This is a genomic window from Arthrobacter sp. SRS-W-1-2016, assembly GCF_002009585.1.
GTDB lineage: Bacteria > Actinomycetota > Actinomycetes > Actinomycetales > Micrococcaceae > Arthrobacter > Arthrobacter bambusae_A.
The window spans coordinates 90300-108050 of record NZ_MTPV01000060.1; the positions used below are offsets into that span (position 1 = coordinate 90300).

Below are 17751 nucleotides of genomic sequence, written 5' to 3' on the forward strand. Positions count from 1 at the left end.
TGCGGCCGCAAACCTTGGGGTGCTGCGTCTGCTGCAGGATCTGCGCACGCAGCACCGGTACGCGACGCTGCCCGAGCAGGAAACCCTGGCCCAATGGTCCTCATGGGGTGCGGTGCCGCAGATTTTCGAGGAACACCGCGAGGACTGGGCCACGGAACGTGCCGAACTCAAAGAATTACTGACGCCGGCTGAGTACGCGCAGGCATCCGCGACAACGATCAACGCCCACTACACCGATCCGGCCGTCGTCAAAGCCGTCTGGGACAGCATGGAAGCTGCAGGGTTTGACGGCGGCACGGTCCTGGAACCCGGTTGCGGTGCCGGTACGTTTATCGGGCTGGCCCCGGACTCGGCGGTCATGGCTGGTGTTGAGCTGGACTCCACCACTGCCCGTATTGCCTCGCTGCTGTATCCCTCAGCCCAGGTGCGGGCGGAGGGCTTTGAGCAGTCCCCGATCCCGGAGGGGGCAGTGTCCGCCGTCGTCGGCAACGTCCCGTTTGGGGACTTCGTTGTCCACGATGCCCGGTACAACACGTCCCGGCTGAGCATCCACAATTACTTCATTGCCAAGAGCCTGCGCCTGACCGCGCCGGGCGGCTACGTTGCGGTGCTCACCTCGACGTACACGATGGATGCGCAGTCGGCCAAAGCCCGCCGGCAGATCGCCAAGTACGGTGACCTTGTGGGTGCCGTGCGGCTGCCGACAAATGCGTTCAAAGCTGTGGCCGGCACCGAGGTCATGACGGACCTGCTGGTCTTCCGCCGCCGCAAAGATGCGGAAAAACCCGACGAGGACCGGATCCGGGCGTGGGTGGACGTGTCCACGACGCGGGCGCAGCACCGCGAAACCGGACAGCCCACCAAAGTCTCCATCGGCGGCCACTTCGCCGACAACGACGACGCACTGCTGGGGGTGCTCTCCGTCGGGCAGGGCATGTACAACGACGCGGCGCTGGAACTCAGTGGACCGGCTGGGCACCAGCTCGCGGACCTGATCCGGGAAAACCTGGGCGCACAGCTGGCCGAGGCCGCCGGCGCCGGCCTCAGCTATGCGCCTGAGCCGATCACGGTACCCCAAGGCACCTTCGTCCCGGGGCTGCACTTCCCGGCCGGCGCCGCCGAAGCTGTCACCGGGCATGTCCGCTATGACGCCGCCACCGGCTCGTTCGAACGGTTCAACGCCGGACGCGCGTGGGTATCCGCAACATGCCCTAAAACGCGGGTCCAGGAATCACTGGCGCTGCTGGGGATCCGCGACACCGTCCGGAACGTCATCGACTCCCAGCGGGCCGCTGCCCCGGAGAATGAGCGAATAGCGTTGCGCGAGGAACTGACTGCGCGCTATGACGCCTATGTTTCCGCGTACGGGCCGCTGAACCGGGCCGTGGTGACGGAAGCGAGGCCGCGTTCAGCCACGGATATTGCAGCACGTACGGCCACGTTGGAGCGGGAATGGCGGGCCGCGTTGCCCATCGACGGATCCATTGAGCCTGGCTCATCGATCGTGCCCGCCGAAGTGAAAGACGTATGGCGTGAACGAGCCGGGCAGTCCCGGCCGGCGACGCGCACCCAGGAACACCTGAAAATCCTGCGGGGGGACCCATCCCTGGGGCTGCTGCTGGCGCTGGAGATCTTTGACGAAGCGTCCGGGACGGCAACGAAAGCCGCCGTGTTCGAACGCGACGTGCTGGCATTCCGGGAGCGGCCCGAGCACGCCGGGACGGCAGCCGATGCGCTGGCGATCTCACTGGATGAAACCCGCTCTGTTGATCTGGATCGGATCGCAGGACTTCTGGGCGTCGAAACCTCCCAGGCACGGGAAATGCTCGGCTCGACCGTCTTCCCGGACCCAGGCACCGGGGCGCTTGTTCCTGCGGTGAAGTACCTGTCCGGGGATATCAGGGTGAAACTGGCCACCGCGCGGGCAGCGGCGGAGGTGGACGGGGTGTTCCTGGCCAACGTTGAAGCACTGGAAGGCGTCCTGCCCGAGCAGGTCTCGGCAATGGACATTATCGCCAAACCCGGCGTCCGCTACGCCGAACCGACCGACTATGAGACGTTCATCGCCGAAACATTCGATGTCCCCGTCACCGTGTCGATCTCACCCACCGACGGGACATGGGAGCTGCGCGGAACGGCCGGGGCAGCGAAGTACGCACCTGCCGTCCGGTTCGACTACGCAACCCCTGACCGGACACCGGTGGCGCTGCTGCAGTCCCTGATGAATAACCGCACCATCACGATCCGCCGCACCATCCACGACGAGAACGGCGCCGAACGCCAGGTCAAAGACGTCAAAGCCACACTGGAGGCACGCGACAAGGCAGCCAAAATCGCCGACGAGTTCGGGGCCTGGCTCTTCCGTGACGCCGCACGCGCCGTCCGGGTGACCGAGGCATACAACGTCATGTTCAACTCCCACGTCTCCACGGACTACAAAGCGATCGGGGAGGGCCTCTCCCTGCCCGGACTGGACGCTTCGATTACCCCGCACGCCTACCAACGCAGCGCGGTCGCCCGGGTCGTAAACGAACCGACCGTGCTGCTGGATCATGTCGTGGGTGCAGGCAAGACCGGCACCATGGTCATGGCCGCGATGGAACTGCGCCGCACCGGCATCGCACAGAAGCCGGCCATCGTCGTCCCCAACCATCTGGTGGACCAGGTGAGCCGGGAATTCATCCAGTGGTACCCGTCCGCGAACGTCCTGGCGATCCCTACCGGCATCAACGCCAACGAACGCGCCTTCTGGGTGGCAGCCGCTGCCACCGGAGACTGGGACGCCGTGGTCATCCCGTCCACGGTGTTCGGGAAAATCCAGGTCGATCCGGCCCGCACCCAGGTGTGGCTGGAGGAGCAGATTGTCGAACTCCGCGAGGCCAAGGCCGGCATGTCCAGCGAGGAGAAGTCCCGGATCAAAGCCGTCGAAAAGGCCATCAAACGTATCGAGGAACGGCACGGGAAAATCACCACCGGCAAGGACACCGGAGTCACGTTCGAAGAGACGGGCATCGACTACCTGTTCGTGGATGAAGCCCACCACTACAAGAACCTGTTCCGACAGTCCGACTCCTACGAACTGGCGTGCACCGGCTCGGACCGGGCCTCGGATCTGGACTTCAAACTCCGGGCCCTGCGGGAGACCAAGGTCGAGGACGCCCGCCGTGGCGGCTACCACCGGGACGGGTACCTGCCGGCGGTGGCCACGTTCGCCACCGGAACGCCGGTGGCGAACTCCATGTCCGAGATGTGGGTCATGCAGCACTACCTGCGCCCGGACCTGCTGGACAAGGCCGGCCTGGTGGACGTGAACTCGTGGGCCAACCAGTTCACCGAACGCTCCACGGTGCTGCGCATCTCTCCTGCAGGCGGCGGATACGACCAGGTCGAGCGGATCAACAAATACATCAACGTCCCCGAGCTCGTGGGCCTCACCGCCCAGTTCTCCGACGTCATCACCGTCTCGGACATCACCGCGAAACTCCCAGTCCTGACCGGCGGGGAGCGGCGGCTCATCTCACGGGAACCATCCCTCGCGGTGGCGGAGTATGTGGAAGATCTCGGACAGCGGGCCAAAAACCTTTCAGGCGTTGATCCGCGGGATGACAACATGCCAAAGATCACCAACGACGGGCGCATGGTCGCGCTGGATCCGCGGCTCAAAGGCCTGACAGCGGATGCCGACGGTGGAAGGCCGGCGCAGGTTGCCGCCGAAGTGTGGGCTATCCACGAACGCACGAAAGACACCGTCTACACGACCCCTGACGGCAACCCCTCCCCGGTCACCGGCGGGCTACAGCTGCTCTTCTGTGACCGCGCGGTGCCCAACAATGCGGGCCGGTTCAGCATGTATGACGCGATCCGGGACAATCTTGTCGAGCACGGCATGGAGCGGGAGTTGATCGCATTCATCCATGAGGCCCCGAACGACATCGCGCGGGCGGAATTGTTCGATAAATGCAGGGACGGGCGGGTCAGTGTTCTGATCGGTTCGACGGAGCGCATGGGGACGGGAACGAACGTCCAGGCCCGGGCCGTCGCGCTGCACCACGTCGATGTGCCGTGGCGCCCGGCTGACCTTGAACAGCGTGAAGGGCGGGTGCTGCGGCAGGGGAACCAGAACGATGAGACGACGATCCGCTCCTACGCCACGGCACAGACCTTCGACGTCTACATGTGGGACATGGTGGCCCGCAAAGCCAAGTTCATCAACCAGCTCAAAACCGGGGGCGTGCAGGGCCGGAGCATGGATGACGGCTTCGGCGATCTTGAACTGTCCGCCGGGCAGGCGGCCGCGGCGTTGTCCGGAGATCCCCGGCTGGAGCAGCTGGCATCCATGCAGATGGAGGAATCGAAACTCCAGTCACTCTTCCGCTCCTACACGGACGCGAAGCGCCGCAGCAAAGGTGAGCTGACGATCGCGCACTCGGCACTGGGCACCATGGAACGGGACCTGCCCGTTCTGGCCGCTGCACTGCCGGGCCTGAGCAACACCCGTGGTGATGCGTTCACCATGACCGTCGGCGCACAGGAGTATCGGGAACGAGTGGGCGCGGCCGCGGCGCTGCACCGCACCGTCCTGGCCTCGGTCACTGTGCTGCCGGCCGGGGCCGGTCCCTACGTCCGTCTCGGTACGGTCGCGTCTCTTCCGGTGGAAGGCCGCTGCAACAACGGCACTCTCGAGCTCATGCTCGCAGGATCCGGACACGCGCTCGTGCGTGTGGTGTGGGCCGAGTTCATCAAGGCCGAACCGCTGGGACTGGTCCGCCGGCTGGAGAACACGGCGGCCGCGTTGCCCCGGATCCACCAGGATCTCCTGGAGCGGCAGACCACGTACCGGCAGGCAATACCATCACTGGAAGAGACGCTGGCAATGCCGTTTGAACACGCCGCCGAACTGACCGGCCTGCAGCAGAAAATCAGTGACCTGATGACGGACATGGGCCTGAACCAGGACGAAGACGAACAAACCGCCGAAACGCCACCTGTCGCGGGCGAAACACTGCGGCTGCTCGCCGGAAACACGGACAAGTTCGCGGTCTCCGGCCTGCGCGACGGCGACGTCGTCACCGGCATCCAAGGCCGCGGCCAACAGCTGTTCCAGGTCGAATCAGTCAAGGCCGGGGACGGCGCGGTGCTGCGCCCGCTCGGTGACGCCGACGAGCGCAGCGACGACGCGCACATCGCCTACTTCCGCGACGTGGAACTGGTCAACCGGCCCCAGAGAACCCTGACCCGGTTCGAGCGGGTCTTCCTCTCCGTGAAGGACACCGACGCCGTGGCCACCAAAGACACGGACGTCCGCAACGGCGAACGGATCACCGTCGAGAGACGGACACTGGACCCGGACACCGGGACCGAAACAGGCAAGGTCATGATGGTCACCGGCACCGTGGAAGTGGCCGAGGGTGAATGGCGTGTCAACGACGACGCCGGATCCAGTCACCGCTTCCGCCGCTCCTCATGGGCTGCCCTGACACCGGTGCTGCGTCATGATGTCATCGCCCCCGACGCGGTAGCGAAAGAAGCAGCGAGTGCCGCTGCGGCAGCGGCGACGATGAGCGCCCAGGATTTCCTGCCCGGAGACGTCCTGCTGGAGGACGTAACGGGGCTCGGGCTGCGCGGCGACGTCGCCACCGGAGCCACCCTGTACTCGGGAACCAGGTTCATCGACCCCGACATGGGCATGGAACGCAAGAACACCGACCGTTATGTGCCGGCCGCCGCGTCATACCAGCCAGGTAGGCTGCTGACCGTAGAAGAAACCGCCCAGTTGTTCCCGGACGGTTTCGGGGACACCGTGGGGGACCTGCGCCCGGGCGACATCGTCTCCGTCCATGAACTGGACCGCAACCAGTCCAGGCGCGGGAACGTGACAGTGACCGGCCGGAACTCCGGGACGATGGTTGACTTCCGCTACCGCTTCGATGACGGGGCGACAGGTGCATGCCGGCGCCGCACCGACCAGAGCATCGCCGTCCACGCCCGACGCTACGGCGCGCTGACGACGTTCGAAAACGCGCTGCTGCAGGCGCCGGGGAAAGTCCGCGAACAAGCGGCCGCGCTCCTGACGCGCGAGCATGTTGGCCAGTGGGTGCGCCTCAGTGCCAGCCCCGGGACGGTGCCTGCGTGGAACAAGTCCGAGATCGTTCTCGGCCGCCTCATAGAAGCGGAGAGGATCCCTGCTCCGGATGCCCGAAGCGGACCCACCCTGCGGCTTCAGATCGAAGCACCCGGCGGGACGCGCAGCAGCTGGGCCGCACAGGGCAACACCACGACACTGCTCTGGGACGGAGACCTGCCGGAGAAGCCGCTGGACTTCAGCGGCGTCTCCCTGGACATGGCACCCGTGCCTGTCACGTCACCACCGGCGGCACCCGCGGACATCATCGAAGAACTGGCTACCGGGTTCGGGGATCATCTCATCATCTCCACCGTGGACCTGCCGGCAGCGAAGGCCCCGGCGGAAGCAACCCCGGCCATCGATCCACCAGAGGGCGCTCCCGTCTTGGAGCACAGTGCAGAGGGAACGACCCTGACAGGGGTGGGCAGGGAGAACAAGGCGCTCCACGGCGCGCTTAAGGACTCCGGATTCAAGTTCTCCCGCCGTCAGGAGTTCTGGTACCTGCCCAGGAACTACAAGACATCCACCCGGGACATGAATGTCCGCCAGCTGCTCTCCGCGGCCGGGCGTCTCGGGGAACCCATCAGCCTCGACGAAGCGGAAGGGGAGCGTCGCATGGCGATCCTGAAAACAGGGGACTGGGTCAGCATCCGGCCCGGAACAGCGACCATCCACGGCATCGACGCCTTCGGAATGCCCACCGCCGTCAAAGACTTCCCCGCCATGGTCGGCAAGGTCGGGGCGAACCCGGGACAGCACCGCGTGCCGGTCGAGGTGACCGTCGCAGGCAAGGTGCACACCTTCGAGATCAGCGGCGAATCCGGGGCACTGGAAGTGATGGACAGCCCCGAGACGGCACCGTCATTACCGGACGAGGTGCACGTGACCCTGGACAGGATCGCCGGCAGGAGAGTCTGCGAGGTTGAACCCGGGCAGCGGATCAGCGTCAGCGGAAAGGCCCTCACGCTGGAGGCCCTCCAGTCCTTCCAGCGGGAACGCTTCGATGACGCCCTCGTCCTCGCCGTGGAACCCGGACCCGTGCAGTCCGTGCAGTATCTGCTGCTGGACAGGGGAGCGGACCGGCTGTGGGTGGAAGCCACCGCCATGGAAAGGGTCCCTGTGATCGGCACCGAACCGGTGCACGAGACACATTTTGCGCCTCCGCGCTTCCGCCGGGACCCGCTGCGGGACGTCACTACAGGCGAGCGGGTAGCCGCCACCGGTATCCGGAGCTCAACGGTGAACACGCGCATCGAAGAGATCGTCAGCGCCAGCGGCACTCTCGCGGCCATAGCCAGGGTCAACGACACGGACTATGACCTGACCATCGAAACCAGGAGGGGCCCTGTCACCCTCCGGCAAGGGCCCGGCGGTTACCTGCCCGAAGTCACCACCATGGTCAGCGGCACCACACAAGGCTGGGTTCCGTCGGTGGACGGGGCCAAGCGGTCGGTGAGCGCGGCGCAGCTCAGCCCCGGAGACATTCTGGTCAACGCCAGCGGAGAACGTGCGACGGTCGTGGCCACACGGCCGGCGGGCGAACTGACGGAGGTCATGGTCACGAGCAGCCGCGGCGAAAAGGGCGTCATCAAGGCAGAGAAGGATCGTCCCTTCATCGTCGAAAAACCGAAGCCTGAAGCGGAAACCGCGGCGCCCGAGGTGATCCCTGTGATCGGCCCGGCCCCCGAGGCGGGACCATTCCTCTGATTCCACTATTCGGCCCGGCGGCGGCGGACACATCGTCCGCCGCAGCCGAGCCGAACAGTTTAACAACAGCGCCAGTCAACGAGAGAGGCCGATAACCATGGCAGCAGAAGTGAGCTTCAACCACATCGAGGACGTGCCGCTCGGCGCCGTGATAGACGTCGAGGGAAGTCCGTACGATCTCGTCACAGACGAAAAGTACAGGACAAGCATCTACGGCGAGGTCCGCCTCCTGGGGCGCTCCTACGCATACTTCACCGGCTCAACGATGATCCACGTCGATCATGGAAGCTCGACGGACTGGTTGATTGTCCCGAACGAGCAGCAGATCATCATGATCGAGCCACCCGCACCAGGCCTTGAAATCCCCGTGGTGCCTGCACCACGGTTGCAGTTACTTGACCTCAGTGACAGGTGGAACCTGCCCGGCGGGAATGTCCTCATCACCGGTGTCAGGCGTTCACCCTATGGGCTGGTTGACCCGGTCAGGCAAACACTCATGGGCACGATCCAAGGTTTGTACCCGGCACCGGATCGCCAAGTCCTTGTCGCCCTGGCAACAGATGATGGGGAACAGCAACTCCTCGTCGATGCCGCCATTGAACTCTCCAACGCCACGGCATGGGTTCTCCCCGGCACACCACCCGTTCCCGCGCTCTGGGACGTCCTCGAGCGTGGGGAACTGCGCGCGAACCCGGAGAGCAACGGTTCAGGGGGTACTGACTGGGACACCGTGTCCGCGGAACCTCCTCTGACGCCGGAGACATTGGTGACGTGGGATGACAGCCAAGATCCGGCAAATAATTTCAAAGCAGCGTTCATTGACGAGAACCGTTGGAATGGCTGGGCGAAGCCTTACTTTGGACAGGAGGAATGCATCCGGCTCGCCGCGCACCAAATCGCCGCCGGTGAAACTGCGCAGTACGACTACGATGCCGCCCGAGACGTCTGGCAAGAGATTAACCCGGAAGAGGGCTACCGCGCCGACTGCCGGACAAAAGAAATCAACGGCAGCCGGTGCCATGAGCTCGGAAGCGGATTCACGTGGCTGGAGGTCACACCGGAGCTCACATCCGGGGAAAACGAAACCCTTCTCGGCCCGGCCAGCACCCACGTGGGCGCAATGCGCGGAGCACTGGCCGGGGTGGGGGAGCATCCCTCGGGCGCACACCTGTGGGCGGAGCAAGAACTTGACCAACTCCCCGTCGGTGCTGTCATGCACAGCGAAAACGTGAACGTGGCGTGGATCAAGACTGAGATGAAGGTGTGGGCGAACTACGAGAACTGGAGAAGCAGTCCGATTGCAAGCGCAGAGCTTGCCTATCTCTCAGGTGGTGAGCTGCGCAAAGGCACCGGGTACTTTGAAGACCTTGCAACAGGGCGTGCCGTCCTTCCGTCCCTGCCGCTGGATCCAGAGCAACCTCCGACGGCGGTTAGGGCAGAGGTCAGGACCGAACGTCCGGAGGCCACACGGGTCAGCGTTCTCGGGTTGAAGAAAGGCTCACTGATCGTCAACGACGCCGGAGCGGTCGCGAAAGTGGAGCGAGTCCTTCGTAGCGGTGACGACGTCCACCTGCGTGTGAGAAACGAACACGGGCAGCTGGGGAAGCTCACCGTTGCCCCGGACAAACATTTCTTGCAGCTACCCGCTGGTGCCGAGTTGGTGGCGGCCCCGGAACAAGCCGGCCCCGTCCTCGAATTAGCTCACAATCCCCACGACGGACCGTCACTGTCGTAGCTACCCGCCAAGATGGACGTTCACTTCCCGTATACGGCGCGCCGCCCGGAGCTGGGTCAAAAAGATGACAGGATGTCACGATGACGACACATTCACCGGAGCAGGTTACCGGCCTTTTGACCCAGGCGCTGGAGCGCTTCACCAAGGCCGAACTGGCTTCAGCACTCGGAGTGGACACGCGGACCGTGAGCCGCTGGTCGGCGGGGGAATACACTCCGAAGACCTTCGTCGGGGCCGCTCTGGAGTCACTGTTAACACCACGGTCCATCCAGAAGCATGAAGATCCCGAGTTTACCTTCATCGACCTGTTCGCCGGAATCGGCGGGATCCGCCAGGGCTTCGAGAAGCATGGCGGCGACTGCGTGTTCACCTCGGAATGGAACGCGTTCTCGAAGAAGACCTACACCGTGAACTTCGGCAGCGGACACCAGTTCATCGGCGACATTGTCGGGCAGCAGAACAACGTCCCGGTCCACGACGTCCTCCTTGGAGGTTTCCCGTGCCAGCCGTTCTCCATCGCAGGAGTGAGCAAGAAGAACTCGCTCGGGCGCCCGCACGGCTTCGACGACCCGACCCAAGGCACCCTGTTCTTCGAAATCAAGGAGATCATCAAGACCACCCGGCCGGCGGCATTCGTTCTGGAGAATGTGAAGAACCTCAAGAGCCATGACAAGGGCAACACCTTCAAAATCATCATGCAGGTTTTGCGGGAAGAGCTCGGCTACGACGTCCACGAGAAGGTCATCGATGGCGGGCACTTCACGCCCCAGCATCGTGAGCGGATCATCATCGTCGGCTTCGCCCGGAAGACGGACTTCACGTGGGAGGACCTCGTGCTGCCGGAGAAAACCAGCCACAAGCTCGGCGATATTCTCCACCGCACCGACGGAACGGAACCGGTCCTCGCCCACGACGGGGATAAGTACTTCGACCACGAACAGAAGAAGGTCAACGACAAGTTCACCCTCACCGAGAACCTGTGGACATACCTGCAGAACTACGCCAAGAAGCACAAAGCCGCCGGTAACGGTTTTGGTTTCGGGCTGGTCAACGCTGAGGGCCGGACCCGCACGCTGTCGGCCCGGTACCACAAGGACGGATCGGAAATCCTGGTCGAACAGCCTGGGCAGCGTCCGCGCAGGCTCACGCCGCGCGAATGTGCCCGCCTCATGGGTTTTGACGACAGCTTTGTCATCCCGGTCAGCGATACCCAGGCGTACCGTCAGTTCGGCAACAGCGTCGTCATGCCGGTATTCCAGGAGGTGGCCCGCATCATGAAGCCGCACCTGCTGCAGGTCAAGGCAACGATCGCGGCGGAAAAGGAAGTAGCAGAAGCCGCCGAAGCGGTGCTGCAGGAAACGCCCGCCATGGCGGACGCGGCCGCCTAAGCCATGATCCGGATTGGGGACTATTTCCAGGGCTTCGCAACCAAAGTCCTGGCTGACGTTGACGTCAACAAACTGACATCGAACCAGCACGAGTTCAACGGAAGCAAAGCTTTCCGGGACCTGCTGGGCACTCCCGTCGGAAAGATGCACTTACCGACGAAGATGGCATACCTCGATGATGATCTGGAGGAAATGCCGGAGCTGTTCGAAACGTCGCTGACGTGGTACGACAGCCGCGAGAAGAAGGAGACGCGCGGTCCGGAGTACCGGCTGCTGTACCTCTCCGCCGCAGAGCACATCATTTACCGGGCCAACGCCGGTGACACGATGTTCCTCGCCAAGGAAGACGGCGGGAGCCTCATTCTTGTGATCGCCAAACAGGGCTCAACGATCTTGCGGCAGCTTCAATGGATCTTCGATGTCCAGAACACCACCGAATCGCTGTTCGTCACCACCAGCATGGAACGCCAGCCCGAACGCGAGGAAATGGCCAGCGAGGAACTTCTGGCGCTGCTGGGCATCGAGGTGGATCTGGGCGATGACCGGCTGCTGGAGGCAATCCTGCGAAAATTCCACAGCGAGCTGTGGCCATCGACTCCGCACTTCGCCGCTTTTGCCCGATCAATGGTCAAGGACGCCGACCCCGTTACAGACCCTGACGGCACGCTCATGAGCTGGGTCGGCATGGAACACCGGCTCTTCCGGACGCTGGAAAAACACCGGATAAGCGAAAGCATTTCCAACGGCTTCCTTGGCCCGGACGGCAACGTGGACGTCGACGCATTCCTGAAGCTGTCCCTCTCCGTGCATAACCGCAGGAAGTCCCGTGCCGGGCTGTCGCTGGAAGAACACATCGCAGCCGTGTTCACCGCCCACGGAGTCCGGTTCGTGAAGAAGGCCAAAACGGAGGGCAAAAAGGAACCTGACTTCCTCTTCCCCTCCAAACGGGACTACGACGATCCGCGGTTCCCGCCCGCGTTGCTGACCTTGCTCGGATCCAAGACGACCCTGAAAGACCGGTGGCGGCAGGTACTCAACGAGGCTGACCGCATCCCAGACAAGCACCTGCTGACGCTTCAACCGGCCATTTCCGAGGACCAGACAGCCGAGATGAGAGCCGAACGACTCCAGCTGGTGATCCCGAAGCAACTCCATGGCCCTGGCTTCACCGAAACCCAACAGCAATGGCTGATGGGCCTCGATGACTTCATGAACGAAATCAAACACCGGGAACAACAGGCGCCGGTCACGGTGGATCACCTCTTCTGACACCGCACTGCCCGAAGCACTCGCCCCGCGACTCAGAAGGAAGCAGCACCACGGCCGAGAAATACGAGTTCGTCACAGTCAACGACGCGGCGGGGGCGTGGAAGGCGTAGAGCCGCCAAATTGGAGCTCGACGCCGCCGCGCCCCACGTGAGCATCATCGCCCCCTGCCCGCCGAAGGCCGGCGCCGCACCGGAAGGCCCAGCGTGGCTAGCCACTGCCGCCCATCGCTCCCTCGCCCGGATTCCGCGTAATCTGGCGTCCCGAAGGCTATCCCAAGTCGACCTCAAATCCCGCGTACGGTGAGGCTTCGGTTGCATCCAATAGCGTGGTGCAACTACCGCGTATGCCTTAGAGATCCCATGCGTGGTCAATTTCCGTTGGCCCCGGATCGGGTGCATCCGGCCAGCTGCCCATGCTGGTGTCTTGGGGAAGGCGACCCGACGCCTGCGGGGCCAGGACGGCTTCGGCATGGACGAACCTGGCCTCATCCGCTGCGAACGATATATCCGCCCACACATCCGTTTCGGTCACGGTTCCGGCGGTGGCGGGCGCCGCCCGGCGTGAACCCGCTGGCCGGTGCTTTCTCGCGTTGGCGTAGTAGCCGGACATGGTCTTGTCTGTTGATTTCGGAGGATCACCCCATGCCGACGCCGCGTCCTGCTGCCCGGAGACTTCCCGCCACGCCGTGACCGCCCGGACCAGCCGGGGAAAGTCTTCGACGCCAGGGTGGGCCTTCCGGAGGTCATCGACCCATGCGGGTGCGTCGTCGCCAGTGATGGGCGGTACCAGCTGGGTCAGACGTGCGGTGATCTTGCCTTCCAGCAGCTGCTGCAGGCGCCGGCCTTCGGCGCTGCCCGGGGCGAATCCGGTGGTGATGCTCCCGACGTCGCGGGCCGACCCGGCGGATTCTGCCACCTCCGCAGTGCAGGCCGCGATCAGATCCTGCACCGACGCCGTTTCAGGGCTTATGCCTGCGGGCAGGCATTCATGGGGCGAGGCATGGATGAGGGCCGTGAACAGCCGGTCGGTGACGATCTCTTCCTTCCTTGACGCACTGACGGAGTCATCCAGCCAGGCCAGGACGTGGAAGGCCTGTTCAGCTGATGCCACGTAGTCGTATTCGAAGACGAGCCGGGCGAAGTCGTTGGCGTGGCCGTGTTCGGCGTCGCGGACTTCGTGGGCGGTGATTTCCTGTGCCTGGTTTCCGAGCACACCGTGCAGGACCGCTGCGGCATCGGCGGGGATGATCCTGCGGACCATGCCCCACTCATCCGGGGTGGCTTCGTCTGCGGGGTCCGGGACATCGACGTAGCAGGTGTTCCCGTGCCGGCCGCGGGTCATGGCGACGTAGAACAGTTCCCGGGACTGCCCGGAGGCGACGACGGTGTGGGCGGTGTCCACGGTGACGCCTTGGGACCGGTGGGCGGTGCAGGCGTAGCCGAGTTCAACAGAGGCTTCCAGATAGCTGGGATCCAGGACGACGACGGCGCCGGTGTCGGTCCTCGTCGCCGTCACGGATCCGTCCGGGTGGATGGTCGTGACCGCCAGGCGTGTGCCGTTCTTGATGAAGTGTCCGGCGTCATCGGTCAGGCGCCGGTTGTTCTGCCGGGCCAGGATCACATCCCCGACCCCGGCAATGCCGCTTCTGAGCCGGATGCTGTGTTCGAGATCGACGCGGCCTTCGGCGGCGAGGTCCAGCTGTGCGCGGATGTTGAGTTCGTTGACGGTGTCGTTGTCCCCGGCAATCAGGAGACTGGCTGAGGTGCTGGTGCGGGTGTCTGCCATCCATGCCTGGTAGGCCCTGTCCGCGGCGCTGCCCTCACGGCATTCATGGATCCTGCCGTGTTCGGCGTAGGTGGCCAGGACGTCGGTGTCGCCGGTGCGGAGCCGCAGGGAAGCTGCCCGTTCCCAATCGGCTTTGAACCTCCACACACTGGTGAGAACGGGTGCGTCGGTGTTGCGTTCCATCCAGCCCAGGAAACCGCCGGCTTCGACGGCGTCCAGCTGGGCCGGGTCACCGACGAGGAGGAGTTTCGCCCCGGCAGCGGATGCCTGGCGGGCCAGCTCGGCGGCTGCGGCGGTGCCGACCATCGATGCCTCGTCAAGGATGACGAGCTGGCCGGGACGCATCTGGTACTTGGCCTGTTCCGCGTACTGGCTGGCCAGTGTGGAATGTGCGACGCGAAGCTGCGCCTGGACCCGGTCCTTCGCGCCGGACCTGGCCGACGCGCCCTGTTCGGCCGCGCCCAGTCGGGTAACGGTCCGCTCGAGGTCCGCCACCCGTACGGCGCGGCGGGCGGCGCCCTCGCCGACTGATTCGTACAACCACTTGGCGACGTTGTCGGTGGCCGCGTTGACTTCCTCCCCGAGCACCGCGGCCGCGACCGCCGAAGGAGCCAGGCCGATCACCGTGCCCTCACCGTGGGCGTCCTCCCAGAGTTCCCGGACGGCGCGCATCGTCGTGGTTTTCCCCGTCCCGGCCGGGCCGATGATGGCGTCGATGGCTTTCCCGCTGGTCAGTATCGTCTGGGCTGCGGCTGACTGGTCGGGGCTGAGCGCGCGGCCCTCGCGGGTACTGGCCGTGCCCAGGGCCGCACGGGTTCCTGCCCCGTCCAGCGCCGGGGCTTCCGCGCCGGTGCGGGAGATCAAGAACGCCTCATCGTCCATGATCTGGGCCGTGGTGAAACGCTTGGTTTCCTCGTGTTCAAAGGCACTCCGCCCACGGACGGTCAGGAATGGATCCGCCATCTCCGGTGTGCCCATCCGTTCCGGGCTCAGGGAAACGGCTTCAAGGGCGGCGGCTTCCACGACGCGGTCCACAAGTTTCTCGCGGTCGGCCGCGGATCCCATCCTGACTCCGCGCAGTACCCGCTCCGTGGACGCGATCAGGTTCGCCCGCGTGAAGGTGGTGCGCCGGCTCCCGGTGTCATGGAGTGCGAAGCGTCCCAGTACCGCCGCGACGTCGGGTGCGATGTCCGCATTTGCCACGACTGCGGCATCGTGGCCGATGGCGTCACGGATGATCCCGGACGGGGCGTAGCCGGCGGTTTCGGTCCGCTGGCGCCAGCCGATCATTTTCTCCGTCAACGATTCGGCCGAGGGCTTTTTCGCGGTCCGTGTCGCCAGTGTCGCTTCCTGGCGCAGTTTCAGCACCACGGCCTGGGGCGGGCGGCCGCCGTGGTGTTCGATCCACTGGGCGATCAGTTCATCGGTTCTGGCTTCGATCTCAACGGACCGGGACGAGAATTCGGTGATCAGCCCGTCCGGGACACCTGCGAGCTCGGCCCGCGCGTTGCGGGGATCCGTCTCGGGTTCCCCCAGCTGCTCCAGCAGCGACTGGGCGTCGGTTCCTGCCAGTCCGGCTATCCCGGTGCGCAGCTGGGCCACGGCACCGGTCCGGCCGTAGATCCGGTCAAAGAGGATGCTGTTGTACTTCTCGCTCACGGCGACCATGTTCCGGTGCAGTGTGTAGGAATCCAGCGTGACCCATTTTCCGTCACTGATTCGCTGTACCCGGTTGGCGATCACCGCGTGGGTATGAAGCTGCGGATCTCCGGCACGGGAATCCCAGTGATCAAACAGTGACGCGATAGCCCCATCCACGGCCACCCAGGCGACACCGCCGTGACCGGCACGGGCCTGGATGACGTTCCGCTCGAGCCAGTCCAGGCATTCCTCCACGGCCTGCCGGTGCGCTTCATGGAGTTCTGCCTGCAGCTTCGGTTCCGCCAACGCCCACAACACGCTTACGGATTTGGGCACGCTGAATGTCAGGTCGAATCCGGCGACTGCTTCCCGCTCGCTCCTGGCCGCGTTGCCGATCGGTGTCTTCGCACCTTGCGGTGAGGACGTCTTGACGATGGGGCGCGCACCGAGTTCCTTGCCCGTGCCGGGGTGCTTGAAGTCTTCATAAATGCTTTTCGCCGCCCACTTCTGCACCTGCTGCCCGTTCACCAGGCCGACGCCGGAGAGTCCGCGCCCGAACCAGCGTCCGGCCGGGGCCTGGGTCTCGGTGTAGTACGCGGTCAGATCCCTGGTCCCAATCTGGGCCGCGTCCCCGGCGGCCGCCGAATCAAGGTAGTAGTCGATGTTGATGCGCCCGATACTGACCGTCACTTCTGACCTGCTTTCGCTTTTGCCTGCTGTTGCTGGTTCCGCCATGAAACCCATTGGCTCAGGATCCGCTGCTCGGCCTCGGTGGCCGGTTTGCCTTTAGTGCTTTGGTAGAGCTTTTGGCAGAGCCGGTCCCAGGCCCGGTACACCTCCGGCAGGCCGCGGGCCTGCGCGGAGACCTGATCGAACGAGGCCCGGAGTCGTTCATGGACGGCCATCAATTTCGCATAGGCGGTGTTGCCGTCCTCCAACCTGGAACGCAACCCGGCCACCACGCCCTCGTCCGCGGCCGCCGGCACCCGTTCACGGGCCGTCCGCTCAGCATCGGCGAGCCGCCGGCGCAGGTCCACGAGCTGATCACGCATCGCGGATGTCTTCGCTGCCTGCTCGGCAACCACGGCGCCTGCCCGGCGCCGCTCCGTCGCGACGGACGCTTCCGCCGCCCGTACCTTCGCCCGGTAGCTGTCCCGTGAATCCCGCGCCCGGTACATCAGCACGCTGGCCTGCCGGACCGTTTCCTCCAACTCCCCTACGCGCTTCGACAAAGCCAGCGCCGTCTCGGCAGACACAGGATCAGCCACCGGCTGGCCCCGGCGCCGACGTTTCATCGCCGTTTCCTTGCACGCCTCGCTGCAGTAACGGGTGCGTTTGTCTCTGGCCTCCGGCAAGCGGCCGTGGCATTTTGAGCAGATCCCCACGGGTAAAACTGTTGGTTCCATACCCACCCATTCGCCGGGACCGTGCCCGGGCGTGTGTGAGATCGGTGGACAAATGTCCACCGAGTGCACCTTGGTGCCAGAGGTGTGAGTCCTTTTTCGTACCTTGAGCCTCCTATGGAGGCTCTACTCCTCTGGGCTTCTCTCTGGGGGCTGTATTGATGTCTGGTCGGGGCTGGCTCTGGTATTGAGCCGTTGGTCCCTCTGTGGCCTTTGAGTGTGTCCTGGCAGGTTCAGTGCGGTCGGGGGCTTCCAACAGCACCCGAAGGCGACCGTCCATGATCCAGGATGTGCCCGGTGCCCGCTCACCCACGGTGAGCCGAACAATCAATGGCGCCGCGGGCATTGGGTTCAGCCGGTCACAGGGGGTCCCGGCGTCCACCTGTGTGCGGGAAAAGCCCGAAGGAATAGCTTTTGCCGTGCACCTGTGGGCGCGGGGCAACCGAACCAACCACCACGACGCAGCAGGAATCCCGTCCGCGCAGCGGGCCACCATCATCATGGGCGAGCCCATCTCCCAAGATGACCACAACGGCACCCTTCGGTGCCGGACACCAACATGAGCCAACAAGATGGGTGGACGTGTACCGAAGGGACACCGGACTAAGTCCAGGGCCAGGCAAGCGGCAAGCGGCAGCGGCAAGCGGCAGCGGCAAGCGGCAGCGGCAAGCGGCAGCGGCAAGCGGCAGCGGCAAGCGG

General features: G+C 64.7%; 6 protein-coding genes. 4 read left to right on the plus strand and 2 right to left on the minus strand.

Going from position 1 to position 17751, the window contains the following annotated elements; genetic code table 11:
* Positions 1-19: 19 nt before the first annotated feature.
* From BMF89_RS15130 to BMF89_RS15145, 4 genes are all read left to right on the plus strand, one after another.
* Positions 20-7831 (plus strand): DEAD/DEAH box helicase family protein, encoded by a 7812-nt coding sequence (locus BMF89_RS15130; protein ID WP_139359697.1) that lies wholly within the window; start codon positions 20-22, stop codon positions 7829-7831.
* A gap of 97 nt (positions 7832-7928) precedes the next feature.
* Complete coding sequence (locus BMF89_RS15135) at positions 7929-9566, plus strand: hypothetical protein (protein ID WP_139359698.1); 1638 nt, start codon at positions 7929-7931, stop codon at positions 9564-9566.
* Positions 9567-9646: 80 nt separating this feature from the next.
* A complete protein-coding gene (gene dcm, locus BMF89_RS15140; protein ID WP_078107935.1) occupies positions 9647-10954 on the plus strand; it encodes a DNA (cytosine-5-)-methyltransferase in 1308 nt (435 codons plus the stop codon).
* A gap of 3 nt (positions 10955-10957) precedes the next feature.
* The gene (locus tag BMF89_RS15145; RefSeq protein ID WP_078107936.1) at positions 10958-12223 is read left to right on the plus strand and encodes a type II restriction endonuclease; all 1266 of its coding nucleotides are present in this window, start codon (positions 10958-10960) and stop codon (positions 12221-12223) included.
* 348 nt (positions 12224-12571) lie between these two features.
* Here BMF89_RS15145 and mobF read toward each other — a convergent pair whose 3' ends face one another.
* Both mobF and BMF89_RS15155 read right to left on the minus strand, forming a co-directional pair.
* Positions 12572-16339 (minus strand): MobF family relaxase, encoded by a 3768-nt coding sequence (gene mobF, locus BMF89_RS15150; RefSeq protein ID WP_171983510.1) that lies wholly within the window; start codon positions 16337-16339, stop codon positions 12572-12574.
* Entirely contained in the window at positions 16336-16944 is a 609-nt protein-coding gene (locus BMF89_RS15155; RefSeq protein WP_078107938.1) for a hypothetical protein, read from the minus strand. Before BMF89_RS15155 ends, mobF begins: the two co-directional genes overlap by 4 nt.
* Positions 16945-17751 lie beyond the last annotated feature (807 nt).